A 26,602-nucleotide genomic window follows, 5' to 3' on the forward strand; every position below is an offset into this window, starting at 1 on the left:
AATAGATACTATCATTAGTATACGTGAAGCAATAAAACAGATTCAATTATTTGGATTCGTACGTTTACATCCATGTAATTTTAGGTTCAGTTTTATTTTTAATACGCTTTATATTTTCACGATGACGAATAATAACAAAAATTGTTAAAAATAATATCATGCAAAATAGTAATAAATCGTGCAAAAACGCACTAATAATCGTTGCGATAACACCAGTTAACATCGATGATAAAGAAACATACTTCGTTATTTTTAACGTAATTAAAAACGTTGCGACGATTGCTAAAAATAATAAAGGATTAATACCTAAAATAACTCCACCAGATGTAGCAACTGCTTTCCCACCTTTAAATTTTGCGAAGATAGGATATGTATGACCAATTACAGCAAATATACCTATCAATAAACGGGACACTTCCACATCCATAAACATAGCTCCAATAAGAGGAGCAATTGTTGCTAATGTTCCTTTTAAAATATCTGAAATTGTGACAATAATGCCAGCTTTTTTACCTAGAACACGAAAGGCATTCGTTGCCCCCATATTTTTACTTCCGTGTTCTCGAACATCTATATTGTAGCCGATTTTTCCTACAATTAACGCAGAAGGGATCGACCCTAATAAATAAGCGATAATAATAAAAATAACATATTCCACTTTCTCGTCCCACTTTCTTTTCTTTATTCTTTGTTCTAATTATTTAGTTTAGCATAATTTTTTATAAAACAGTACGAACAATGTTGAAATACGCAATATTTTTTAAATAGAGGAAAATATGGTAAAGTAAAGGTAATTAAATCGTTTTCAATTTACATATAAAGGTGGTATGTACAATGACATGGAAAAATCCTCCAAATGAAACTATTAAAACAATTTTAAAAGAATCAAAAACAATTGCAATTGTCGGCTTATCTGATAATCCCGCTAGAACTTCTTATCAAATTGCTGAAGCAATGCAAAAAGCTGGCTACAAAATTATTCCAGTAAATCCAAAAGTTGATCAAGTACTAGGAGAAAAGGCATATACTAGATTAACTGACATTGAAGAAAAAATTGATATTATTAATGTATTTAGAAGATCAGAGTTTCTACCACAAGTTGCAGAGGAAGCAATTCAAACAGATTGTAAAGTTTTTTGGGCACAACAAGGTGTATCAAATGAAGAAGCATATAAAACATTGAAAGAACATGAGTTTACTGTAATAATGGATTTATGTATAAAAGTGTTGCATGCAGTGTTATTATAGTAAAAGAGAACGAAAAGAGATGACACAATCGTCATCTCTTTTTATTCGGTAAAATGTAATGAACAATTGAAATCTGAATGAATAACCGTATAATATTTTATACAGTGATGGAAGTGAAAGTTAAAGGAGTCGAGGTACATTGAGTGATACTTCTATGAATTATGATGAACAATCGATACAAGTATTAGAAGGACTAGATGCCGTACGAAAAAGACCTGCAATGTATATTGGTAGTACGGATGTAAAAGGATTACATCATTTAGCTTATGAAATTATTGACAACGCAGTAGATGAAGCATTAGCAGGGTACGGAAATGAAATTGATGTAATATTGCATAAAGATAATAGTGTCTCCATTAAAGATGATGGACGTGGTATTCCTACTGGACAACATGAAACAGGAGTATCGACAACAGAAGTTATTTTCACCGTGTTACACGCAGGTGGAAAATTTGGCCAAGGTGGTTATAAGGCAAGTGGGGGGTTACATGGAGTTGGTGCAGCGGTTGTAAATGCATTAAGTGAATGGCTCGAAGTAACAACTTGTCGTAATGGAAAAAAATATACACAACGCTTTGAAAATGGAGGCCATCCTGTTGCTCCATTAAAAGAAGTCGGCAACACAAGACAAGTAGGGACACAAATTCGCTTTAAACCAGATCCGGCTATTTTTACAACGACGGAATATAAAGTCGAAACAATTAGTGATCGTTTACGAGAGTCAGCGTTTTTATTAAGTGGTATTAAAATTACGCTGAAAGATGAACGTACGGATTTAGAAGAAGTATACCATTATGAAGATGGGCTTATTTCATTTATCAATTATTTAAATGAAGGAAAAGATTCTTTACACGATGTGCTTTCATTTTCAGGAAAGGAAGACGAAATCGAAGTCGATATTGCAATGCAGTTTTCAGATAGCTATGTAGAAAACATGCATTCATTCGTAAATAATGTTCGCACAAAAGACGGGGGTACACATGAAGTAGGAGCAAGAAGTGCAATTACAAGAACATTTAATGATTATGCAAGAAGAACAGATATTTTAAAAGAAAAAGATAAAAACTTAGATGGAAATGATATTCGTGAAGGATTAATGATGGTCATTTCTGTTCGAGTTCCTGAAAAATATTTACAATTTGAAGGACAAACAAAAGGTAGATTAGGTACACCAGAAGTTCGTTCTGTCGTCGACAGTGTCGTTTCTGAAAAACTGACATATTTTTTAGAGGAAAACAGAGAAATCGCTAAAAGCTTATTAACGAAAGCGATTAAAGCAAAAGAAGCTCGAGAGGCTGCACAAAAAGCAAGAGAAGATGCACGGAATGGGAAGAAAAGAAAACGTAATGATACTTTATTAAGTGGAAAATTAACACCTGCACAATCACGTGATTACACTAAAAACGAACTGTTTCTAGTTGAGGGTGATTCAGCTGGTGGATCTGCCAAGCAAGGAAGAGACCGAGTTTTTCAAGCGATTTTACCGTTACGAGGAAAAGTAATTAATACGGAAAAAGCAAAATTAGAAGATGTTATGAAAAATGAAGAAATTGCTACGATAATTCATACGATTGGAGCTGGTGTTGGCTCTGACTTTAATGTCGATAATGCTCGGTATGATAAAATCATTATCATGACAGATGCAGATACGGATGGGGCACATATTCAAGTATTACTATTGACTTTTTTCTATCGTCATATGCGCCCCCTTATTGAGGCGGGAAAAGTATATATCGCTTTACCACCTTTATATAAAATTTCTAAAGGAAAAGGAAAAAAAGAACAAATTATTTACGCTTGGGAAGAAAAAGAACTTGAACAAGCGATTAAAAAATTCAAATCCGGCTATATGATTCAGCGTTATAAAGGTCTAGGAGAAATGAATGCAGACCAGCTATGGGAAACAACGATGAATCCTACAACGCGTACATTAGTACGTGTAACGATGGATAATATGGCACAAGCTGAAAGAAGAGTAACGACATTAATGGGGGACAAGGTGGCACCACGTCGTTCATGGATTGAAGAAAATGTCGCTTTCGGTTTAGAGGAAGATGAAAACATACTAGATAAATAAGATTTTGAACGTGTAAAAGGAGAATGATTATGTCTCAAGCAAATCAATTCATTGAATTACCTCTTGAAGACGTCATCGGGGACCGTTTTGGTCGTTATAGTAAATATATTATTCAAGACCGAGCACTCCCAGATGTACGTGATGGATTAAAACCTGTACAACGTCGTATTTTATATGCAATGCATATGGATAAAAATACACATGATAAAAACTTTCGTAAAGCCGCGAAAACCGTCGGGACCGTGATCGGTAACTATCATCCACATGGAGATATATCCGTTTATGATGCGATGGTCCGATTAAGTCAAAATTGGAAAATGCGTTATGAATTAGTGGAAATGCACGGGAATAATGGAAGTATTGATGGTGATCCTGCAGCAGCCATGCGTTATACGGAAGCTCGTTTATCAAAAATAACGACAGAGTTACTAAAAGATATTGAAAAGGAAACGGTCGATTTCATTCCTAACTTTGATGATACGACAGAGGAACCGACTGTTTTTCCAGCTAAATTACCCAACCTGTTAATTAATGGTTCTACAGGTATATCAGCTGGTTATGCGACAAATATTCCACCACATAATTTAGCAGAAGTGATTGACGCAGTTGTATTGAAAATGGAGCAACCAAATGCAACTGTCGATGAGTTAATGACTAAAATAAAAGGTCCAGACTTTCCAACCGGTGGAATTGTACAAGGGGTCGATGGCATAAAACAAGCATTTGAAACAGGAAAAGGTCGCGTGATTTTACGTGGTAATGCAACCATTGAAAAAGGAAAAGGAAACCGTGAACAAATCGTGATCGATGAAATTCCTTATGATGTAAACAAAGCTACCTTAGTCCGTAAAATGGATGAACTTCATGCAGAAAGAAAAGTAGAAGGGATTCAAGAAGTACGGGATGAAACAGACCGTGAGGGATTGAGAATTGTTATCGAATTGCGTAAAGATGCAGATGCAGAAGGTATTTTAAACTTCATGTATAAAAATACCGACTTACAAGTGTCCTACAATTATAATATGGTTGCGATTGAAGATAAAACACCAAAGCTATTGTCGTTACCAGCTGTGTTAGATGCATATATTGCTCACCAAAAAGATGTCATTACAAGACAAACGACATTCGACCTTAAAAAAGCAAAAGAGCGGGCGCATATTGTAGAAGGTTTAATGACAGCTATTTCTATTTTAGATGAATTAATTCATCTCATCCGCCATTCTGAAAACAAAGCAGATGCTAAACAAAAAATGATTGCTCGCTATAAATTTTCAGATGAACAAGCTGAAGCAATTTTGGCATTGCAATTATATCGTTTAACGAATACGGATATTACATTATTACAAGAAGAAAAAGATACGTTAGAAAAACATATTGCTCAGTATGAAGCGATTTTAGCAAGTCCTAAAAAGCTATTAAATACGATTAAAAATGAATTAAAACGAATTAAAAAAGAATATAAAACAGAACGTCTTACTAAAATTGAAGCGGAAATTGAAGAAATCAATATTAATATTGAAGTAACCATTCCAAATGAAACGGTCGTCGTTTCCGTAACAAAAGAAGGGTATGTGAAACGTACTAGCCTTCGTTCTTATGCCGCTTCCAATAAAGAAGATTTAACGATGAAACCTACTGACCATCTATTACGCTTAATGGAGATAGATACGACTGATAACCTCCTAATTTTTACGAACCTTGGAAAATATATTTGTATTCCGGTATATGAGTTACAAGATATTAGGTGGAAAGATATGGGGATTCATTTATCAAATATGACGACGATGGAACAGCATGAAGAAGTCGTTCAATGTATTCCTGTGCGAGAATTTTCCAACAAAAAGTTTATTTTATTCTTCACTAAACAAGGAATGGTGAAAAAATCAACCCAAGATTTGTATGAGTCAAATCGTTATAGTCGTAGTTTAATTGCTTTAAACTTACGTGATGGCGATGAAGTCGTTAACGTCTTTGAAACAGATGGAAAACAAGATATCTTTATTGCAACACATTTAGGATATGGTTTATGGTTTAATGAAGCAGATATTAGTCCCATCGGACAACGTGCCCTCGGTGTCATAGGTATTCAATTAAAAGATGATGATTATGTCGTAAATGGTCAAATTTTACATGAATCTGAAGATCCAAACTTAATTATCGTAACACAAAGAGGTGCATGTAAACGAATGACATTGCAAGTTTTTGAACGTTCTTCTAGAGCTAGACGGGGTGTAATGATGCTTCGGGAATTAAAATCAAAACCACATCGTATTCAAGGATTTTTTATTTTAGAAAAAGATGAAAAATTACACTTCATTACATCAGATGAAGAAAAAGTAGAATTAATTCCATATGGATTACCAATTAGTGATAGACAAAGTAACGGTTCCTTCGTCATTGATACAGAAAACGAAGGAAATATTCAAGAAATTGTAACAGACACACCATATGAAAAAATATTTGATATAGAAGAAAATTAATAAAAGAGGCTTTTCGTAATAAATAGCAATTTTCATATGTGCATATTACGGGAAGCCTTTCGATTTTATGTATAAAAAAGAGTGATATTTTATAAGAATATTAATATTTTTATACCAGGTCATAATTAATATTGTGCAATAATCGAATAAATGTATTAAAATAAGAATACTTATACGTTTATACATAAAGAGAGAAAATTTAAGAGGAGGAAGAACATGAATTTTGAATTTACGAAAGAACAAGAGATGATTCGTCAAATGGTTCGTGATTTTGCAAATGATGTCATTGCACCACGCGCTATTGAGATTGACCGGGATGCGAAATTTCCAAAAGACATCTTTGATCAAATGGGTGAATTAGGTTTGTTAGGATTGCCAATTCCAGAAGAATATGGTGGTGCTGGTGCAGATACAATTTCATATGCATTAGCAGTAGAAGAAATTGGTCGTGTATGTGGAAGTACTGGATTAAGTTATGCAGCTGCTGTTTCTTTAGGTGCTTCCCCAATTAATATGTTCGGAACCGAAACACAAAAAAAGACGTATTTACAACCTTTAGCTGAAGGACGTGCATTAGCTTCTTTCGGTTTAACGGAACCGAATGCAGGATCAGATGCGGGTGGAACAAAAACTACTGCTGTTTTAGAAGGCGATCAGTATGTCATTAATGGTGAAAAATGTTTTATTACGAATGCTAGTTTTGCAGAAACATTAATTGTTACAGCAGTTACAGGTAAAAACGAAAAAGGACGTAATGTTATTTCCGCATTTATCGTACCAACAAATACGAAAGGGGTAACAATTACGAGTAACTACGATAAAATGGGAGTTCGTGGTTCTGATACTGCAGAGATCGTTTTAGAAGATGTTCGTATCCCGAAAGAAAACTTATTAGGAGACAAAGAAGCTGGATTTAAACAGTTTTTAAAAACATTAGATGGTGGTCGTATTTCAATTGGTGCACTAGGAGTAGGTATTGCGCAAGCAGCATTAGATCGTGCATTAGCATATGCAAAAGAGCGTACTCAATTCGGAAAGCCGATTAGTAGTTTTCAAGCAATTCAATTTAAATTAGCTAATATGGCGATGGAAGTTGAATTAGCTAGAAATATGGTAATAAAAGCTGCTTGGTTGAAAGACCGAGGGAAAGCTTTTTCAAAAGAAGCAGCATATGCCAAATTATTTGCAACTGAAACGGCTGTACGCTCAGCAGATGAAGCTATTCAAATCCATGGCGGATATGGTTATATGAGAGAATATGAAGTAGAAAGATTGCTTCGTGATGCAAAATTGCTCGTTATTGGAGAAGGTACATCTGAAGTCCAACGTGTCGTTATTGCACGACACTTAGGTTGTTAATGTTGGAGGGTAATATATGAACTTTATGGAACATACTATCGGACAATTATTGGAACGGCAAGTAGAAAAACATCCGAACCATGAGGCTTTAGTTTATCCCGAACATGGTTTACGTTTAACGTATGAACAGTTTAATAATCGTGTAAATGACTTTGCCAAAGGATTAGTATCTATCGGTATCAAAAAAGGGGACCATATCGCAGTTTGGTCTGATAATAAAGTTGAATGGATTATTTCGCAATTTGCAACTGCAAAAATTGGTGCGGTACTTGTTACGGTTAATACGAACTATCAAGCATTTGAATTAGAATATTTATTGCAACAATCAGATGCAACGACATTAATTATGGCGAACCATTATAAACATACGAACTACTTAGATATTTTAGAAAAAATATGCCCGTCATTAAAAACATCTGAAAAAGGAAAGCTACAATCCGAAACATTGCCATATTTAAAAAATATTATCGTCATGGATGAAGAATCGCGTAATTTTGCATTCACATTTTCAGATATAAGCGATAAAGGAGAAACTGTTGAAGCAGATGTATTCGAAAATCGCAAAAATAGTTTACATTATGATGATGTCATTAATATGCAATATACTTCTGGAACGACAGGATTTCCTAAAGGTGTTATGTTATCTCATTACAATATCATCAACAATGCGAAACGAATTGGGGACAGAATGCGTTTAACAAACGAAGATCGTTTATGTATTCCAGTACCATTTTTTCATACATTTGGTTGTGTATTAGGTATTTTAACAGCAGTTGTTAAAGGATCTACGATGGTCATTGTTGAACAATTTAATGCAAAAAAAGTATTAGAAGCGGTCGCATCAGAAAAATGTACAGCGCTACACGGAGTACCGACGATGTTTATTGCAGAATTAAATGAGCCTAATTTTGCTGAATATGATTTAAGTCATTTGCGTACAGGTATTATGGCTGGATCTAACTGTCCAATTGAAGTAATGCAAGCAGTAATGGATAAAATGGGAGCGAACGAAATTACGATTGCTTACGGTCTGACAGAAACATCTCCCGTCATTACACAAACAACCGTAGATGATCCGGTAGAATTACGCGTTAGTACCGTAGGAAAAATTCATCCCGATATAGAAGCAAAAATCATCGACCCAGAAACGAAGGAAGAACTGCCGCCAAATGAGCAAGGTGAACTCATTACACGTGGTTACCATGTGATGAAGGGATATTATAAAAATGAAGCAGCAACAAAAGAGGCGATGGATGAAAATGGGTGGCTACATTCAGGTGATTTAGCGAAAGTAGATGAAAATGGCTATTATTCGATTACTGGGCGTATCAAAGATGTCATCATTCGTGGTGGGGAAAATATTTATCCACGTGAAATTGAAGAATTTTTATACCGTCATCCAGAAATTATTGATGTGCAAGTGATCGGCATTCCAGATGAAAAATATGGGGAAGTCGTTATGGCTTGTATTAAACGAAAAGAAAGTAGTGAAGTGACAGAGGAAGCTATAAGACAATTTTGTTTAGACAATATTTCATGGCACAAAGTTCCAAAGTTTATTCACTTCTTTGAAACGTATCCAATGACAGCTAGTGGGAAAATCCAAAAATACAAATTACGTGAACAATGTATAGATATCGTTAAAAACAAATAGAGAAAAAACAGGAACTTTACGTCATGGCGATGTATCGTTCCTGTTTTTGTATCAATTTATTTGATGGGAGCAATTGAGACACCTCTTACCTTATTGCAACTCACTTTTTCACGTATAAATGTTCATGTAACTCTTTTTCTAAAAATGGCTTTGCTGTGAGTAAATCACGGAACGACTCATATTTTTTCATAGCAGCTTTCGTACTTTCTTTTCCAGTATAATAAGCTCGGATTAAAATGTTCTTTGGTGTATGTTCCATATCAATAAACTCTAATAATTGCGTCTCATAGCCAACTAAAGACAATATTTCTGCTCGAATTGCATCTGTTGCAAGTGCAGCAAATCGTTCTTTCATTAGACCGTGTTGTAATAAAACATCTAATGCTGGTGCATCCATTTGTGAGAATAACTCATGTTGACAACATGGCACACTTAAAATAACGTTCGCTCCCCATCTAACTGCCCGAGCTAATGCCATATCTGTCGCTACATCACATGCATGTAATGTGACGACCATATCGACAGAAGTTTCCTCATTAAAATCATTAATATCCCCAACGAGGAATTGTAAATGTTCGTACTGTAAATCATTCGCAATTTGCTGACAATGTTCGATCACTTCTTTTTTTAAATCTAATCCTGTTACTTGAATATCATATCCTTTTACGACATGTAAATAATGATATAGTGCAAACGTCAAATAAGATTTTCTGGAACCGAAATCTAAAATGCGAACGGTGCGATTTTTTGGTAAATATTCGATTGCATCGTCAATATATTCGATGAATCGATTAATTTGTCGAAATTTATCATAATGTGCTTTTTTTATTTGACCAGTTTCCGTTTGCACACCTAAACGAACTAAAAAAGGATGAACCGTGTTTTCATCTAATAAATAATTTTTCTTTCGATTATGCTCTAATGTTGCTGTTTTCTTTACAACCTCCTTGGTTGTTTTCCACATTACTTTAAACTTTTTAGAAATTTGAATATGAATTTGTTCCGTTTCAAATTGTGCATGCACTTGACGGAACTCTTCTAGTAAAGGATCTAAGACGTGTCCGATATCTTTAAGTAATATATTTTCATGTTTCATGATACGTTCATATTGATATTCAAACTGGATGTATAATTCATTTTGTAGTGCAATTTTCTTTAAACGGACGCGTTTTAAATCATTCGATTTTTGACGTGGTTGACTTATCGTTCCATGGATAAATAGTTCATTCATCACTTTTTGAACAAATGTTTCTTTTAATTCATTAAATTCCATAGAAAACCCCTCTTAACTTTTACTTTATGTTTGAAAGTATACCATGTTCTGTAGCTAGATGGAAGGTATGAGAGAAATAGAATATGTAGACAAAAGTGGGGATTTGTAAGATAATTTTATATGATAGGATAAGGAAAACTTATCTATTCTTTCATAGGTGAATAAAGTTAGGAGGAGTTCACATGAAATGTATTTTAATTGCCAATCGTGGAGAAATAGCTGCGAGAATTATTCGAACATGCAAAAAAATGGATATCAAAACAATTGCTATTTATTCTGAAGCAGATCAGCTTGCACCTTATGTTTCTATGGCAGATGAAAGTTATTTAATCGGTGGCAATCAAGTAAATGAAAGTTATATGAATATGGATAAAATTTTTCAAATAGCAAAAGAACATGAAGTGGATGGCATCCATCCAGGATACGGTTTTATGAGTGAGAATAGTACTTTTGCAAAAAAATGTGAAGAAGAGGGAATAACGTTTATCGGCCCATCAGGAAGTGTGATGGAGCAAATGGGCGATAAAATTACGGCTCGAAATATGATGGAAAAAGTTGGTGTACCAATCGCAAAAGGTACGACTGAAGCAATCCCGACGTTAGAAGAAGCGAAGGAAATAGCTAAAAAAATCGGGTATCCAGTCATGTTAAAGGCTTCTGCAGGAGGTGGCGGTATTGGGATGCAAGTCGTCCATGATGAACAAACATTAAAGACGGCATTCGAAAACAACACGAAACGCGCGCAAATGTTTTTCGGTAATGGTGCAATGTATATGGAAAAGTATATTGGGGATGCGCGTCATATTGAAATACAACTATTAGCAGATCAGCATGGAAATGTAGTACATTTTTTTGAACGTGAATGTTCCATTCAACGTCGGAATCAAAAAGTAATCGAGGAAGCACGTGCAATATATATTTCAGAATCTACCCGTAATAAAATGGCAACAATAGCCGTAGAAGCAATAAAAAAAATTGGCTATACAAATGCAGGGACAATGGAATTTCTCGTTGATAAAGATGAAAATTTCTATTTTTTAGAAATGAATACTCGTATTCAAGTGGAACATCCAGTAACGGAAGAAATTACAGGATATGATTTAATTGAACAGCAAATACGGATTGCAAGAGGAGAAACACTATCATTCAATCAATCTGATATTACTGCTCAAAATCATTCAATCGAAGTACGGATTTATGCCGAGGACCCAACAACCTTTTTTCCTTCACCTGGCACAATTACAACCTATGTAGAGCCAAATGATCCAAATGTACGGATGGAATCTGCTGTAACAGAAGGGTATCAAGTAACACCATTTTATGATCCAATGATTGCAAAAGTCATTGTAACGAAGGAAAATCGTCATGAAGCAATAAAACATTTGATTGGAACGTTACAAAACTATAAAATTGAAGGTATTAAGACAAATATTCCGATGATTTTATCTGTCTTACATGATAAAGCTTTCCAAGAGGGAGCTATTACCATTCATTACGTAGAACAACATGTATAATATATTTGGGAGGAATTTAATATGACAGAAATTAAAGCAAGTATGGCAGGAAATATGTGGAAAATCGTAGTAAATGTAGGGGATACTGTAACAGCAGGTCAAGATGTAGCGATTTTGGAATCAATGAAAATGGAAATTCCACATCAAACAGAAGTTGCCGGAGAAGTAAAAGAAATTAAAGTAAATGAAGGCGATTTTATAAATGAAGGCGACGTTATTTGCGTCATCGGATAATAGGAGGCGAACATATTGTCCCAACTTATTGTAACGGAAAAAATAGCTGACAATATATTAGTCGTTACGATTAATCGTCCAAAAGCCGCTAACGCTTTGAGTAAAGCGACATTACATACATTAAATGAAACAATTGATATGATTCATGCAGATAACTCCATCCGAGCTGTAATCATAACTGGTACAGGAGAAAAGGCCTTTTCAGCTGGAGCAGACTTAAAAGAACGACGCGACATGAATGAGACAGAAGTTGTCGAGGCTGTTACATATATTGGTGATACAATTAACCGCATCGGACAAATTAAGGTACCAGTTATCGCTGCACTAAATGGAGTAGCCTTTGGTGGTGGACTAGAATTAGCACTTGCATGTGATATTCGCATTGCAAGTCAACATGTTAAGGTAGGGTTAACAGAAACATCGTTAGCCATTATTCCAGGTGCTGGTGGAACACAACGATTAACACGTTTAATTGGACTCGGCCAAGCGAAACGACTTATTTATACTGCCACCCCTGTAACAGCACAAGAGGCATTACAGTTAGGTTTGGTAGAACAAGTGACAGAATCATGCGCAAAAGAAGCAGCAATTAAAATGGCACAAAAAATTGCTGCAAACGGTCCGATTGCAGTAAAACAAGCCAAACTGGCCATCACAAATGGGATGGAAACGGATTTACAAACAGCATTACAAATCGAGCGTTTAAGCTATTTACAAACGATACCGACGAAAGATCGCCTCGAAGGTTTACAAGCGTTTAAAGAAAAGCGCAAACCTAATTATGAGGGGAAATAATAATAGGAGGTTTCCTATGAGCTATGTAGATGATTTAAATAAAAGAATAGATACGATTAATAAAGGTGGAAAAGAAAAATACCACGAACAAAATGAGGCAAAAGGAAAATTATTCGTTCGCAAACGTTTAGAACGATTATTTGATGAAGGAATCGAAGTAGAAGACGCATTTTTCGCCAATTGCATGGAAGATGATCTACCTTCAGATGGTGTTGTAACAGGAATTGGAAAAATAAATGGACAAACTGTTTGTGTCATGGCGAACGATTCAACAGTAAAAGCAGGATCATGGGGAAAACGTACCGTTGAGAAAATCATCCGTATTCAAGAAACAGCATTAAACTTAGAAGTACCAATGCTCTATTTAGTGGACTCAGCTGGTGCTCGAATTACAGATCAAATCGAAATGTTCCCTGGCAGACGTGGGGCAGGACGTATTTTCCATAATCAAATTAAACTATCTGGACGTGTTCCGCAAATCTGTTTATTATTCGGTCCATCCGCAGCTGGTGGAGCATATATTCCAGCGTTTAGTGATATCGTTGTCATGGTAGAAGGAAATGCTTCGATGTACCTTGGTTCACCGAGAATGGCAGAAATGGTCATTGGAGAAAAGGTGACATTAGAAGAAATGGGTGGAGCAAAAATGCACTGTTCTGTTTCTGGGTGTGGAGATGTACTAGTTCAAACAGAAGAAGAAGCATTACAGTTTGCTCGTAAATATTTAACGTATTTCCCACAAAATTTCCGTCATAAACCAAAAGCTATACAATCTGTAGAAACAAAAGTGATGGAAAAAGATATTACAGATATCATTCCAGAAAATCAAAATGTTCCTTTTGATATGTATGAGTTAATTAATCGTATCATTGATGAAGATTCTTTTTGTGAAATTAAAAAATTATTTGCTGGAGAATTAATTACCGGTTTTGCACGTTTAGAAGGAAAAGCGATTGGCATTATCGCCAACCAACCGCGTGTAAAAGGAGGAGTTTTATTCCCAGATTCAGCCGATAAAGCGGCTAAATTCGTCCAATTATGTGATGCATTTAATATTCCATTACTTTTCTTAATGGATGTTCCAGGATTTATGATTGGGACGAAAGTGGAACAACAAGGAATTATTCGTCATGGAGCAAAAATGCTTGCATCGATGAGTGAAGCGACGGTACCGAAAATTTCTCTCGTTGTCCGTAAAGCATATGGAGCAGGCCTTTATGCTATGGCAGGACCAGCATTTGAAACAGATGCAACTTTAGCATATCCAACCGCACAAATTGCTGTTATGGGGCCTGAAGCGGCGATTAATGCTGTATATGCAAATAAAATTGCCTCTTTACCAGAAGAAGAACGCCGTGATTTTATATTACAAAAACAAGCAGAATATAAAGACGATATCGACGTATTTCGTTTGGCATCTGAACTTGTCATTGATGATATTATTCAGCCGAATGAAACGAGAAAACAACTAGCTAAACGATTTGACATGTATGAATCGAAGAATTATCATTTCACAGATCGTAAACATGGTGTATATCCAGTATAATTCTATACCTCTAGAAAATGATGGGAATTTTCTAGAGGTAATTTTTATAACATGAAGGAAGTTTCCAATAATATTATTATGTAAACTGACTAAACAAATCATTTTTATCTACATAGAACATTTGATATGATGAATAGTATGAATAGAGAGATGAAGGGATGAAGCGTATATGGAAGATCGTTTATTTCGAGATGCGATGGGAAGGTTTGCAACGGGGATTACAATCGTTACAATAAATGATGAAGGTGAAGATAGAGGGATGACAGTAAATGCGTTTATGTCTATTTCCTTAGAACCAAAATTGATTGCGATTTCAATCGACCATACAGCTAGTATGTATGAAAAATTAATGAAGGCAGAAACCTTCGGGGTAAGTGTGCTTCAAGACAATCAACAAGATTATTCCATGATTTTTGCACGACAAAAAGAAGCGGATCGACCTATCCCGTTTGAATACTTAGACGGTGTACCGGTAATTGAAAATAGTTTAGCTGCGCTATCTTGTAAAGTATATAATAAAGTAGAAGCAGGAGACCATACAATTATTCTCGGAGAAGTAACCGAATTAAAAATAGAAAGTGGAGAACCTGTTATTTTCTACAGTGGTAAATATAGAAATTTACATTCATAACATATATGACATATAAAAAAAGATCTTATTACTCAGAACAGAGTAGATAGGATCTTTTTCATATGTGAAACATCATTTTCTTAATTTTACGGCAATAAAATTACCGATCGATTGCATAATTTGAACGATAATAATTAATGTAATCACTGTCACGAGCATAATAAAGGAGTCGAATCTTTCATATCCATAACTTATTGCCAAATCTCCAATTCCTCCACCACCAACTGCACCCGCCATAGCAGTTGCACTTAATAAACTAATTGAAGCAGTAGTTAAACTTAATACTAAAGAACCCAATGCTTCAGGTAATAAAAAATACCATATTGTTTGTAATGGGGTTGCTCCCATAGAAGTTGCGGCTTCTATAATTCCGTCATCTACTTCTAATATAGAGTTTTCCACTAATCTCGCAATAAAAGGTGCGACATATACTATTAAAGGCACAATAGCTGCTGATGTTCCAATGGATGTACCTGTAATAAATCTTGTAAATGGTATGATTGCAACGAGTAAAATAATAAATGGCAAAGAGCGGAACATATTAATTATCGGATTCAGTAAATTAAAAACGACCTTGTTTTGTAAAATGCCATTCGGTTTTGTAACTACTAGTAAAATACCTAATGGAATCCCAATGATAGACCCTACAACTAAAGAAAAACCAACCATGTAAAATGTATCTACCATCGCTTGAATAAATTGTTCCGTTGTAACGGTTGTTTCAAACATTTCTTCCTACCTCCTGATACGTCATATTATTCGATTTTATATATTGTAAACCGTTTTGGATGTCATTTTCCGTACCTAAAAGATGTAGTACCATAAAACCTACTTGATCATCTTTAATTTCATCCATCGACGCATAAACCATATCCACATCTAATTGAAATTCTTTACTAAGGGTGCTTACTAATGTACCTGTTTGATCGTTGATAAATGGTATTTGTATGAATACTCCATCTTTCTTTTTTTCCATTAATGTATAAATGGAACTTGGTATGTTACGATGAACAACTGTCTCCACAAATTTTTCTGTTGAAGCATGCTTAGGTTCTTTAAACACATCGATTACATCTCCAGTTTCAATAATTTTCCCATCTTCCATTACTGCAACTCGATGACATATTTTTTTAATAATGTTCATATCATGTGCTATCATGACAATCGTTATATTATATGTTTCATTAATTTTCTTTAATAAATCTAAAACAGAATCTGTTGTTTGTGGATCTAATGCTGATGTTGCTTCATCACATAATAAAATAGACGGATTTGTAGCTAAAGCACGGGCAATCCCAACACGCTGCTTCTGGCCACCAGAAAGCTGACTTGGATAATCATTTGCTTTATCTTCCAAGCCGACAAAACTGAGTAATTCCATAACTCTTTCACGAATAGCTTGTTTATTCTGCTTTTCTAAAATGAGTGGAATAGCAACATTTTGAAAAATTGTTTTCGTTTGTAATAAATTAAAATGCTGAAAAATCATTCCAATATTTTTACGAACTTGACGTAACTGTTGTTTTTTTAATGCGTGTAATGCTTCACCTTCTACTATTACTTTCCCAGAGGTCGGTCGTTCTAAAAAATTAATTGTACGAATTAACGTACTTTTACCTGCACCACTTAATCCAATCACTCCAAATATATCTCCCTTATTTATGTGTAAGGAAATATTATGTAATGCTTTTATTTCTTTATCTTTTACTTTAAATACTTTCGTTACATCTTCTAACTTAATCATTTTTCTCCCCATTTCTAACAGACAATAAATCTATAAACATAGTATAGCGATTAATTCATATAAAATCAATCTGAATTATACGCATTAAAATTGACAGGCGCAAATTTCATGTTTATAATTCTATATGATTAATCATATGAAATTAATAGGGATTAAAGGGGAGAAAAAAATGAAGAAATGGATGTTTTTGTTTATTAGTGTCACAGTTTTATTTGTGTTAGCTGCATGCGGAAACGATAATAATGAAGAAGGAGAAGAGAAAACGACTATAAAAGTCGGAACATCACCAGGACCTTATAGTGAATTATTTTTAAATGGAATTAAACCAATCTTAGAAGAAAATGGTTATACGATTGAAACAGTTGAATTTACAGAATTACTACAAGCAGACATTGCTTTAGATGAAGGGTCTATCGACTTAAACGTTGATCAACATACAGCATATTATACAAATTTTAATGAAGAAAAAAATGCCAACTTAACAAAAGTAACACCAATTCCAACGGTTCCAACAGGTATTTTTCCTGGGAAGAAGGATTCTTTAGATGACATTTCTGAAGGGGATAGTATTGCTATTCCAAAGGATCCATCCAATGCTGCTCGTGCTTATGCTTTATTACAAAAAGCAGAACTTATTACGTTAAAAGACGATGTAGAATTAATAAAAGTAACACAAAATGATATTGTTGAAAATAAATATGATTTAAATATACAGGAAATGGATTCTGCGCAAATACCGAGAGCATTAGATGATGTTGATTATGGAATTATTCCTGGTAGTATCGTCTATGCATCTGGATTAAATCCAGCTGAAAGTTTATTATTTGAAGATATTTTAAAAGATTTAGAATTAGTAGCAGTAGTCGATGAAAAAAATGCGGATACAGAATGGGCCAAAGCGATAAAAGATGCCTATGAATCAGATGAGTTCAAACAATTTATGGAAAAAGAGAACGAAGACGAATATTGGTTTATTCCAGAAGAAATTAAATAAACACAATGAAAGAGGGGTTTTAGTAAAAGCTAAAACTCCTTTTTCTATACGTGTAAATAATGTAGAAGCAAATAATTTACATGAAAAAATAGGAAAGTACTATTTTACTAGATAAACAGCACTTGTTCTCGTATAATAATTGGTATCAATTCATTTCATGAATATGACAATTATGTGAAGAAATAAAGAATCTTTTTGTCCATCATGATGTATGAACGTACAAAGGAGATTGTTGCAGTGAAAGTGTTAACGAGAGATATGAATGCGATTACGAATGAGCATTTTACAACTTTATATGAGCATATGAAAAACAATGAAGACTATATAAACGCAGATAAAATTATTGATTTATATGAAAAACAACAAAAAAATGAGTTTAATATTAGTTTTTCAGGACATTTTTCTGCCGGAAAGTCATCAATGATTAATTATTTACTAGGAAAAGATGTTTTACCAAAAAGTCCGATTCCTACCAGTGCAAATATCGTAAAAATTACTTCTGGTGAAGGAGTAGCGCGGGTTTATTTTACCGATGATGAAACAGTTCAATATAAAGAGCCATATGATATTGATATGATCAAAGATTATGCAACAGATAAAAACGCTATTAAACGAATTGATATTAGTACATCAGAAGAAATATTACCTGAAAACTGTTCTATTTTAGATACACCTGGAATTGATGCAGCGGATGATGCGGACCGATTAATGACAGAATCCGCGTTACATTTAGTAGATGTACTTTATTATGTAATGGATTATAATCATGTCCAATCTGAAGTAAATTTATACTTCTTACGTAAAATGCATGAAGCGGATATTCCATTTTATGTCATTATAAACCAAATTGATAAACATAATGAACATGAAATTCCGTTTTCGCAATTTGATAAAAACGTACGTGAAACATTTGAACAGTGGAATATTTTCCCAGAAAAAATATATTATTCTTCCGTTATGTATGAAGATGCTCCACATAGTGAAATTCGTCAAATTAAAGAAGAGTTATTTCAACTACTTCAGAAAAATAAAAATATAACAGGTCGTTTAAAAGCAGCGACAAACATTATCATACAAGACCATGAAACTTTTTTACAAGAACAATTAGAGGAAGCTGTAAACGAGATTGTTCCAGCGAATATTACGGATGTGGAATATGATTTATTACAGGAAATTAATGAAAAAATGGCTTCTGTAAAAGATCCTCATGAACAATTAAAGAATGAATTTGATCATGAGTTAAATCATACTTTAAAAAACGCTTATTTAATGCCTGCAAAATTACGAGATCAAGCACAAAGTGTATTAGAATCGCAGCAAAAAGACTTCAAAGTTGGACTTTTCAATGCGAAGAAAAAGACAGAGGAAGAACGTAATAATCGTATGAATGCATTTTTAACAGAATTACAAAAAACGATTGATGCATCGATTCAATGGAAATTACGGGATAAATTTATGGAAATGGTTCGTGAAAATGATATTCATCATGACGGATTATTGAAAATGATTCAAGATGCAAACGTTCAATATACAGCTCAAGATGTGAAGTCTTTTATGAAAGAAGGCGCACAAATTAACGGGAATTACGTGTTAAACTATACGAACGAAATTAGTGCCGATATTAAATCTAAGTATCGTCAACTTGCAAATGAGTTATGGACGGAAATTGAAAATGTGATTCAAACGAATAAAGAGGAACAAATTGCTGCATTGCAAGAGCAATTAAGACAGTTTGATTTTGCTGATGAATTATTAGAGAAAAAAGCACAACTAGAAGAAAAATTAACAGAAAAAATCGCACATCTTCATGCGCACATGAAAAATCCGACAGAAAATACCGATCTTTTATGTGAAATGGATGCTACAATTGAACGTCGACATAAAGTTATTGAAAAAGAGGCGCCAACAGTAGCGATCGCGGATGTTGAAGAAACAACCACACCATCACAAGTGAAAGAGGAGTTAAAAGAAATAACTGTGACTACAGAACATACGGCAGATACTATCGTTCAAACCATTGAAGAAATGACGAATACATTAGAAAATGTGGATGGTTTCGACACGATTGTCCGTGATTTACGTGAAAAACAACACCGTCTTAACAATCGACAATTAACAATCGCTTTATTTGGAGCGTTTAGTGCTGGAAAATCATCTTTCTCCAACGCTTTATTCGGGGAACAAGTTTTACCAGTATCACCAAATCCGACGACTGCGGTTATTAGCCGAATTAATCCAATTAATGACACATACAAACATGGAACGGTTGTCATCCAATTAAAAGATGATGCAACGTTAACGAATGACTTAAAACAAATTACGAAGGATTTTGATCCTGATTACGAAAACGTCCATGAAATGGTCGAATGGATCAAACGATATAATATCCATAAAAACAGTCTATTAACAAAAACATACCAATCTTATTTATTGGCGGTGTTAAATGGATACGAACAAAGGAAAAACCAGCTCGGAAAAACGGTGGAAATATCTTTAGAACAATTCCCAGCTTTTGTTACAGATGAATCAAAAGCATGTTATATTGAACAAGTTGATTTATATTATGACTGTGCATTAACGAGAAAAGGGATCACATTAGTAGATACACCTGGAGCAGACTCTGTCAATGCACGACATACGAACGTTTCTTTTGATTATATTAAAGATGCCGACGCAATTATTTATGTCACATACTATAATCATGCTATAACTAGTGCAGATCGTGACTTCTTAATGCAATTAGGACGAGTAAAAGAAGCGTTCGAACTAGATAAAATGTTCTTTATTGTAAATGCATCAGATTTAGCACAAGATGCCCAAGAGTTAAAGCTCGTATTAAATTATGTCGAAGAACAATTACTACAATTTGGCATTCGTCAGGCAAAAATATTTCCTGTTTCAAGTAAAAAATCATTAGAAGAAAAAGTAGCTCAACTTCCTTTAAACGAAGAAATGACTACATTTGAAACAGAATTTTACAAATTTGTTGAACAAGACTTAGCACAGTTAACTATCCAAGGTGCTGTATGGGATATGAATCGTGCTGTCGCAACATTACAAAACTTTATTGATGCAGCAAACTTAAGTGAAGCTGAACGTGCTAATTTCGTAAAAACATTAGAAAATAAACGTCATACTTTTAAAGAGATTATTGCAACAACAAATAGTTCTGTAGCAGAAGAACGTATATTAGAACGAATTGAACGACAACTTCATTTCGTACTAGAACGTTTATACATTCGTTTCCATGATATGTTTTCTGAGCATTTTAACCCGACGACGATTACAGCATCCGGAAGGGAAGCTATTAAGCAATTGGAAGCGAATCGTAATAAATTTATCGACTATGTTGGGTATGAATTGTTACAAGAAGTACGTGCTGTATCATTACGTGTCGAGGCAAATATGCACGAGTTAACGAAAGACACCTTTAATGAGATACAATCTCAGATCGAAAAAATAGATGAAAACTTTATTTTACCTAGCTTGCAAACACAAGCATTTAAAACACCTGATTATGAACAGGCATTTACAACAATTGATTACAGTATTTTTTCACAAGTATTAAAGATTTTCAAAAATACTCGATCGTTTTTTGAGCAAAATGAACGTGAAAAAATGAAGGAAGCATTTTACGATACGTTAAAACCTGAAGCAAAACAATATTTAGATACACAAAAAGAAATTATGGATAGTGTGTATATTGCACAGTGGAACGATGCACTACAAAACGTTAAAACTCGTATTGAATCTGAAGTGGATCAAATGATTGATCAGCATATGAAAGTGGTAACAGATACGGTAAATTTAGCCCAACTAAAAGAAAAACATGAAATATTAACAGCAATATTAGAAAAGTAAGGATGGACATATTGAAGAAACATATATTATTAGTAGATGGAATGGCTTTATTGTTTAGAGGGTTTTACGCAACATCTTTTAGAGGTAATTTTATGCGAAATGAAGAAGGCATCCCGACGAATGGGGTATATCAATTTTTACGCTACTTTACAGACGGAATTCATACTTTCCAACCGACACATGTTCTTTGTTGTTGGGATATGGGAAGTAAGACATTCCGAAACGAAATTTACAGTGCTTATAAAGCAAATCGAGGAGCACCACCGGAAGAACTTATTCCACAATTTGACCTTGTAAAAGAAGCTGTTGATATTTTTAACGTCCAAAATATTGGCGTAACAAATTATGAAGCAGATGATGTCATTGGTACACTCGCAAATACATTGTCTCATGACGTACAAGTAACTATTTTATCTGGTGATCATGATTTATTACAACTTGTTGCTAAAAATGTCGATGTTGCCATTATGAAAAAAGGAATCGGTAATTATGATATATATAATGAAGCGAACTTTTTAAGCAAAAAAGGATTACATCCACATCAAATTATCGAATTTAAAGGATTAACTGGTGATAGTGCAGATAATTATCCAGGTATAAAAGGAATAGGGGAAAAAACAGCATTAAAATTACTACAAACATATGGTAATATGGATACTATTCTAGAATCAAAGGACGAATTAACAAAAGGTATTCGTTCAAAAATTGAAACGGACATCGCAATGTTTCACTTGTCAAAAGAATTAGCTGCAATAAAATGCGATGTTGAATTAGAATTTACAATTGATGAGCCATTACAAATACATGCACCTGAAATTGAAGCACATTTAATTAAATTAGGTGTGAAACATCCACCAATCGAATCGTATGTATCATCCAATATCATTGTTTAATACAAGATCGAAGCGAGATATGTACAAATAAACTTCAAAGAACAGGGGAAGCAATACGCATCCTCTGTTTTTTTAGAGAGAAAAATGATCGTAGCAATTTCTATGATGTAATGACATAAATAAAATATGACAAAAAATAAATCAAAATACCTATCATATTAAATGATATAGAGCATTTAGGTCTAGTATCTTAATTTATGATGCCTTGAAAACTCATATATATCAATGATTGTCATGATTTCTATAAAAGTTAAAATTTGTGTCATTTAGCCTTTCTTTATTTGATTTTTTTACTAATTTCTTCATTTTTACTGCTTTGATGTTACAATTTTATCTCAAACACTTTACATTTTCATGTGATTCTTATACAATTTGAAACGAACCTAATTGATTTTAGGTAAAGGGGGTAACATCAGTGACTGTTTGTGAGAAAGAAATGACAAACGAACAACTAGAAAAAATACTACATGATGATGAAGCATCATTTTTACTTTTAGATGTTAGAGAAACGACAGAATATGCAATTCAACATATACCAGGATCTGTATTAATTCCTTTAGGACAACTTAAAAACCGATTAGATGAAGTAAGCAATGAACAACCAATATATGTAATTTGTCGTTCTGGTGTCCGAAGTGATGAAGCTTGCTCTATTTTACGAGAAAATGGTTATGATGAAGTATACAATGTTGTTCCGGGAATGATTCACTGGAACGGTATTGTCGAATCAGATTTTGCATAACAAAACACTTACCACGGGAATTTGTGGTAAGTGTTTTGTACTCATACGTATCACCGTTTTTAAGTTTTCAAACAACTGTTTGACATAGTTTCGGAAACATGATATTGTACATTAAACTTTAATTGGTATTGTAATGAACATATTATTTGAAAGGAGCAGACAGATGGTTCAAAAATTAAATGTCGAAAGCTTTAACTTAGATCATACGAAAGTAAAAGCGCCTTATATTCGTTTAGCAGGTAAGATGAAAGGGTTAAATGGAGATGAAGTGTACAAATATGACCTTCGCTTCAAGCAACCGAACAAAGAACATATGGAAATGCCTGCCATTCATTCATTAGAACACTTAATGGCAGAAATAAGCCGTAATTATTCCGACAAAATTGTCGATATAAGCCCAATGGGATGTCAAACTGGCTATTATTTATCCGTAATTAATCATTTTAGCTATGAAGATATCATTCAATTAGTAGAAAATATTCTAAAAGATGTCTTAAAAGCTACGGAAGTACCTGGATGTAATGAGGTACAATGTGGATGGGCTGCTAGTCATAGTTTAGAAGGAGCAAAAATACTTGCAAAAGAAATGCTCGATCATAAAGATGAATGGTGTGAAGTTTTTTAGTACATAATATAAATAACACTTGTTTTAATAGGAAATAAAGGGAATAGAGTACTATTAAAACAAGCTTTTTTATTTTCAATATTCTAGTTTACATAATATATATTATAGGAAGTTGTAGCCGTTATAAAATAACGAGCAGTACTAATATGCCTGCTCGTTATCGTCTTTTTTTGTCCCATAATATGGACCAACTTCTATATGATTCTCTTCTAATTGGATCATTTCACTTACTGTAATAAATTCAAACCCTTGATCTTGTAAATATTTCATTACAGTTGGTAAAGCGTCTGCAGTTGTTGGATGTATATCATGCATTAACACAATATCACCGTTTGTACTCATTGATACATTATGTAAAATAGCGTTTGTATTTTTACTTTGCCAATCTAACGTATCAATCGTCCACATCGTTACAATTTGATCTGTTTGTTTCGCTTGTTCCAACACCATATTATTATATTCCCCATATGGTGGTCTAAACGATGTTGGTGCAATCCCTGTAGCATCTTTTATTTGTTGCTGCGACAAGGAAATTTCATCTTTTATAGCCTGCGCAGTGATGGCGTTTAGATTTGGATGTGTAATGCTATGATTTGCTATTTCATGACCATCTTGTGCAACCATTTCTGCAATATGCGGATATCTACTAGCATTACGACCTAACATATAAAATGTAGCTTTTGCATCAAATTCATCTAATGTTTCTAATATTCTTGGCGTCACTTGTTCATCTGGTCCATCATCAAATGTTAATGCAATATATTTTCCATTCGGGTCTAATTCACGTGGAGCCGAATCGATGATTTGTTGCATTTCATCTGTAATTAATAAAGCATAATAGGCTTCTGTTAATGATTTATATGCATCCACATACGGAATGGCAACTTCGACTTCCTCTTCATTGTTTCCAATCGTTTCTTTTTCATAGAAAAATAGAATCGAGTCCTCTGTTAATGCCCACTGAATATTTTCTTCATTATTTGTTAGCATCTCGAAATCTTTTTCGTCAACTTCGAAGTCTTGTTTGTTAATTTCTTTCTTTATTAGATTTTTTAATGGTTCATTCATTTCAACCACATCATGAAGGGATACAAATTTGTCTTCCTTTATATTCACAGTGAAAAACTGCTGAAATGAATCTATTTCCTTGTCATTTTTGACGAAAGATCCTTTTAATAAAAAAGTATATATATCCTCATTGGCTTTATAATAATCTGTTGATATGACAAGATGATTATTTTCGCCTTCTTCTAAAGTTCTTTTTTCTTCCATTAACACTAACATTTCTTCCATAAAATCATCTTCATGTTGTCGAATCCATCTTTCAATTTGCCCATCAATTGTTTTTTTATTTATAACAGGCTGTGTAATCTTGGAAGTGTATAATTCAGCCTCTTTCATTTTTGTTTCCAAAATAAGCTGGTCATCAATTTCCTCTTTTTCGACATCCATTGTTACTGCTTTAGCACTTGTTACTTTTTCAATTTCCATTAAAATAATACCTGAAAACACGACACCGACGGTCAATATAACAGAAATGATGACTAATACAATTGGCCAAGTTAAGTTTTTAAACATACGTATTCCCTCACATTGTTTACAATAATATACATTATCTTTCAATTATAACAAATATATTACAAGAACCATAGTATGAGAAATAAATTCATACAAAAATCCACCCTCATTCGATTATTAGGGTGGATTTTCACTATCTTTATACTATTTCTTCAAAATATTCTTTATAGTAACCTGCTACACGTTTGCTATTATCAATCACGAAGATAAATTCATCTGTTTCGTTTATTACATCGTAAACCTTACCTTCTGTAAGCATATTGTTCACTTTATATTTTTTGGCATTTGCATGCACACATTTTACTTGTTTTTTTATTTCGTTCTTTTCCCAATTTAAATGAATCATACGTTTCCACCTCTAGTTTACATAATAATATTATTGTTCATTAAATAAATATAAAAATCTTTCATATCCCTCTTTTACCATTTCATCTTTTGGAATAAAGCGAATGGCTGCTGAATTAATACAGTAACGTAAGCCACCAGCTTCTTGTGGACCATCAGGAAATACATGACCTAAGTGAGAGTTAGCTTCTTTACTACGAACTTCGGTTCGAACCATGCCATGTGTCGTATCAAGATGTTCGATTACTTGTTTGTTCATAACAGGTTTTGTAAAGCTAGGCCATCCACATTGTGCATCATATTTATCTTTTGATGAAAATAATACTTCCCCTGATACAATGTCAACATAAATTCCTTCCTCAAAATGGTTCCAATATTCATTTTGAAATGGTGGTTCTGTTCCATTTTCCTGTGTCACATAATATTGTTGTTCTGATAACGTTTCTTTCAAATCTTCTGGCGCAAATTGCTTTGACCAATTATCTTTAATAAATTGTTCTCTTCCAGAACCACGTTTATACGTTTTATAATGAAACGTATTTCGCTTATAAAAGTATTGATGTTCTTCTTCTGCAGGATAAAATGTTTTTGCTGGAATAATTGGTGTGACAATTGGCTTTTGAAATTTTTTACTATCTATTAACGCTTGTTTGGATTTCTCGGCTATTTTCTTCTGTGCTTCATTATGATAAAAAATGGCTGTTTTATACGAATCCCCACGGTCATGGAATTGTCCCCCATCATCTGTCGGGTCAATTTGTTGCCAAAAAAGGGTTACTAAATCTTCATAAGGAAAAATCGTTGGGTCGAATGTAATTTGAACTGCTTCCACATGTCCAGTCGTATTAGAACAAACTTGTTCATACGTTGGATTTTCTACCGTACCCCCTGTATAACCAGATGTAACTTCTATTATACCTGGTTGTTCATCAAAAGGTTCTACCATACACCAGAAGCATCCTCCTGCAAATGTTGCTTTTTCAGTTGCCATATTAGTATCCCTCCATAT

General features: G+C 33.8%; 22 protein-coding genes. 15 read left to right on the plus strand and 7 right to left on the minus strand.

Translation table 11 applies throughout. From position 1 onward, the window contains the following. Positions 1 to 64: 64 nt before the first annotated feature. Positions 65 to 658: a glycerol-3-phosphate 1-O-acyltransferase PlsY gene (gene plsY / locus WKT09_RS00630; protein WP_336266924.1), complete on the minus strand. Its 594-nt coding sequence runs from the start codon at positions 656 to 658 to the stop codon at positions 65 to 67. 176 nt (positions 659 to 834) lie between these two features. Here plsY and WKT09_RS00635 point away from each other — a divergent pair, with 176 nt between their 5' ends. The 5 genes from WKT09_RS00635 (at position 835) to WKT09_RS00655 (ending at position 8,818) form a co-directional block, all read left to right on the plus strand. Then, complete coding sequence (locus WKT09_RS00635; RefSeq protein WP_336266925.1) at positions 835 to 1,248, plus strand: CoA-binding protein; 414 nt, start codon at positions 835 to 837, stop codon at positions 1,246 to 1,248. Between the two features lie 154 nt (positions 1,249 to 1,402). Beyond that, positions 1,403 to 3,325 carry a DNA topoisomerase IV subunit B gene (gene parE, locus WKT09_RS00640; protein ID WP_336267046.1) on the plus strand — a complete coding sequence of 641 codons (1,923 nt, stop codon included), beginning with the start codon at positions 1,403 to 1,405 and terminating at the stop codon, positions 3,323 to 3,325. Positions 3,326 to 3,354: 29 nt separating this feature from the next. Further along, on the plus strand, positions 3,355 to 5,805 hold the full coding sequence (gene parC, locus WKT09_RS00645; RefSeq protein WP_336266926.1) for a DNA topoisomerase IV subunit A: 2,451 nt from the start codon (positions 3,355 to 3,357) through the stop codon (positions 5,803 to 5,805). A gap of 216 nt (positions 5,806 to 6,021) precedes the next feature. Beyond that, positions 6,022 to 7,164, plus strand: coding sequence for an acyl-CoA dehydrogenase family protein (locus tag WKT09_RS00650; protein ID WP_336266928.1), 1,143 nt, complete (start codon positions 6,022 to 6,024; stop codon positions 7,162 to 7,164). 16 nt (positions 7,165 to 7,180) lie between these two features. Next, a complete protein-coding gene (locus WKT09_RS00655) occupies positions 7,181 to 8,818 on the plus strand; it encodes an AMP-binding protein (protein ID WP_336266929.1) in 1,638 nt (545 codons plus the stop codon). 100 nt (positions 8,819 to 8,918) lie between these two features. On the opposite strand, the gene WKT09_RS00660 is transcribed toward WKT09_RS00655, so the two are convergent. Continuing rightward, on the minus strand, positions 8,919 to 10,091 hold the full coding sequence (locus tag WKT09_RS00660) for a class I SAM-dependent methyltransferase (protein ID WP_340414177.1): 1,173 nt from the start codon (positions 10,089 to 10,091) through the stop codon (positions 8,919 to 8,921). A 182-nt stretch (positions 10,092 to 10,273) separates the two neighbouring features. On the opposite strand from WKT09_RS00660, the gene WKT09_RS00665 reads away from it, so the two are divergent. The 5 genes from WKT09_RS00665 (at position 10,274) to WKT09_RS00685 (ending at position 14,811) form a co-directional block, all read left to right on the plus strand. Further along, positions 10,274 to 11,605, plus strand: a complete 1,332-nt coding sequence (locus tag WKT09_RS00665; RefSeq protein ID WP_340414178.1) for an acetyl-CoA carboxylase biotin carboxylase subunit — start codon at positions 10,274 to 10,276, stop codon at positions 11,603 to 11,605. Between the two features lie 21 nt (positions 11,606 to 11,626). Continuing rightward, positions 11,627 to 11,839: an acetyl-CoA carboxylase biotin carboxyl carrier protein subunit gene (locus WKT09_RS00670; RefSeq protein ID WP_340414179.1), complete on the plus strand. Its 213-nt coding sequence runs from the start codon at positions 11,627 to 11,629 to the stop codon at positions 11,837 to 11,839. A gap of 15 nt (positions 11,840 to 11,854) precedes the next feature. Beyond that, positions 11,855 to 12,634 (plus strand): enoyl-CoA hydratase, encoded by a 780-nt coding sequence (locus WKT09_RS00675; RefSeq protein ID WP_340414180.1) that lies wholly within the window; start codon positions 11,855 to 11,857, stop codon positions 12,632 to 12,634. A 16-nt stretch (positions 12,635 to 12,650) separates the two neighbouring features. Further along, positions 12,651 to 14,180, plus strand: a complete 1,530-nt coding sequence (locus tag WKT09_RS00680) for an acyl-CoA carboxylase subunit beta (RefSeq protein ID WP_340414181.1) — start codon at positions 12,651 to 12,653, stop codon at positions 14,178 to 14,180. A 169-nt stretch (positions 14,181 to 14,349) separates the two neighbouring features. Beyond that, entirely contained in the window at positions 14,350 to 14,811 is a 462-nt protein-coding gene (locus WKT09_RS00685) for a flavin reductase family protein (RefSeq protein ID WP_340414182.1), read from the plus strand. A 72-nt stretch (positions 14,812 to 14,883) separates the two neighbouring features. Here the strand turns inward: WKT09_RS00685 and WKT09_RS00690 are convergent, their stop codons facing one another. Both WKT09_RS00690 and WKT09_RS00695 read right to left on the minus strand, forming a co-directional pair. After that, entirely contained in the window at positions 14,884 to 15,540 is a 657-nt protein-coding gene (locus WKT09_RS00690) for a methionine ABC transporter permease (RefSeq protein ID WP_340414183.1), read from the minus strand. After that, on the minus strand, positions 15,533 to 16,555 hold the full coding sequence (locus tag WKT09_RS00695; RefSeq protein ID WP_340414184.1) for a methionine ABC transporter ATP-binding protein: 1,023 nt from the start codon (positions 16,553 to 16,555) through the stop codon (positions 15,533 to 15,535). The genes WKT09_RS00690 and WKT09_RS00695 overlap by 8 nt, the downstream gene beginning before the upstream one ends. Positions 16,556 to 16,724: 169 nt before the next feature. Between WKT09_RS00695 and WKT09_RS00700 the strand changes: the two genes are divergently transcribed. The 5 genes from WKT09_RS00700 (at position 16,725) to WKT09_RS00720 (ending at position 23,670) form a co-directional block, all read left to right on the plus strand. Then, on the plus strand, positions 16,725 to 17,549 hold the full coding sequence (locus WKT09_RS00700) for a MetQ/NlpA family ABC transporter substrate-binding protein (RefSeq protein ID WP_340414185.1): 825 nt from the start codon (positions 16,725 to 16,727) through the stop codon (positions 17,547 to 17,549). A 237-nt stretch (positions 17,550 to 17,786) separates the two neighbouring features. Beyond that, positions 17,787 to 21,410 (plus strand): dynamin family protein, encoded by a 3,624-nt coding sequence (locus WKT09_RS00705; RefSeq protein WP_340414186.1) that lies wholly within the window; start codon positions 17,787 to 17,789, stop codon positions 21,408 to 21,410. A gap of 2 nt (positions 21,411 to 21,412) precedes the next feature. Then, positions 21,413 to 22,303, plus strand: coding sequence for a 5'-3' exonuclease (locus WKT09_RS00710; RefSeq protein WP_340414187.1), 891 nt, complete (start codon positions 21,413 to 21,415; stop codon positions 22,301 to 22,303). A gap of 415 nt (positions 22,304 to 22,718) precedes the next feature. Next, a complete protein-coding gene (locus tag WKT09_RS00715; protein WP_340414188.1) occupies positions 22,719 to 23,045 on the plus strand; it encodes a rhodanese-like domain-containing protein in 327 nt (108 codons plus the stop codon). Positions 23,046 to 23,208: 163 nt separating this feature from the next. After that, complete coding sequence (locus tag WKT09_RS00720) at positions 23,209 to 23,670, plus strand: S-ribosylhomocysteine lyase (protein WP_340414189.1); 462 nt, start codon at positions 23,209 to 23,211, stop codon at positions 23,668 to 23,670. 141 nt (positions 23,671 to 23,811) lie between these two features. Here WKT09_RS00720 and WKT09_RS00725 read toward each other — a convergent pair whose 3' ends face one another. The 3 genes from WKT09_RS00725 to msrB form a co-directional block, all read right to left on the minus strand. Continuing rightward, entirely contained in the window at positions 23,812 to 25,248 is a 1,437-nt protein-coding gene (locus tag WKT09_RS00725; RefSeq protein ID WP_340414190.1) for a polysaccharide deacetylase family protein, read from the minus strand. Between the two features lie 139 nt (positions 25,249 to 25,387). Continuing rightward, entirely contained in the window at positions 25,388 to 25,594 is a 207-nt protein-coding gene (locus WKT09_RS00730) for a DUF6501 family protein (RefSeq protein WP_340414191.1), read from the minus strand. A 30-nt stretch (positions 25,595 to 25,624) separates the two neighbouring features. After that, positions 25,625 to 26,584, minus strand: a complete 960-nt coding sequence (msrB, locus tag WKT09_RS00735) for a peptide-methionine (R)-S-oxide reductase MsrB (protein WP_340414192.1) — start codon at positions 26,582 to 26,584, stop codon at positions 25,625 to 25,627. Positions 26,585 to 26,602: the final 18 nt, after the last annotated feature.

It is taken from the genome of Pseudogracilibacillus sp. ICA-222130 (genome assembly GCF_037892545.1).
Classification (GTDB): domain Bacteria; phylum Bacillota; class Bacilli; order Bacillales; family Amphibacillaceae; genus Pseudogracilibacillus.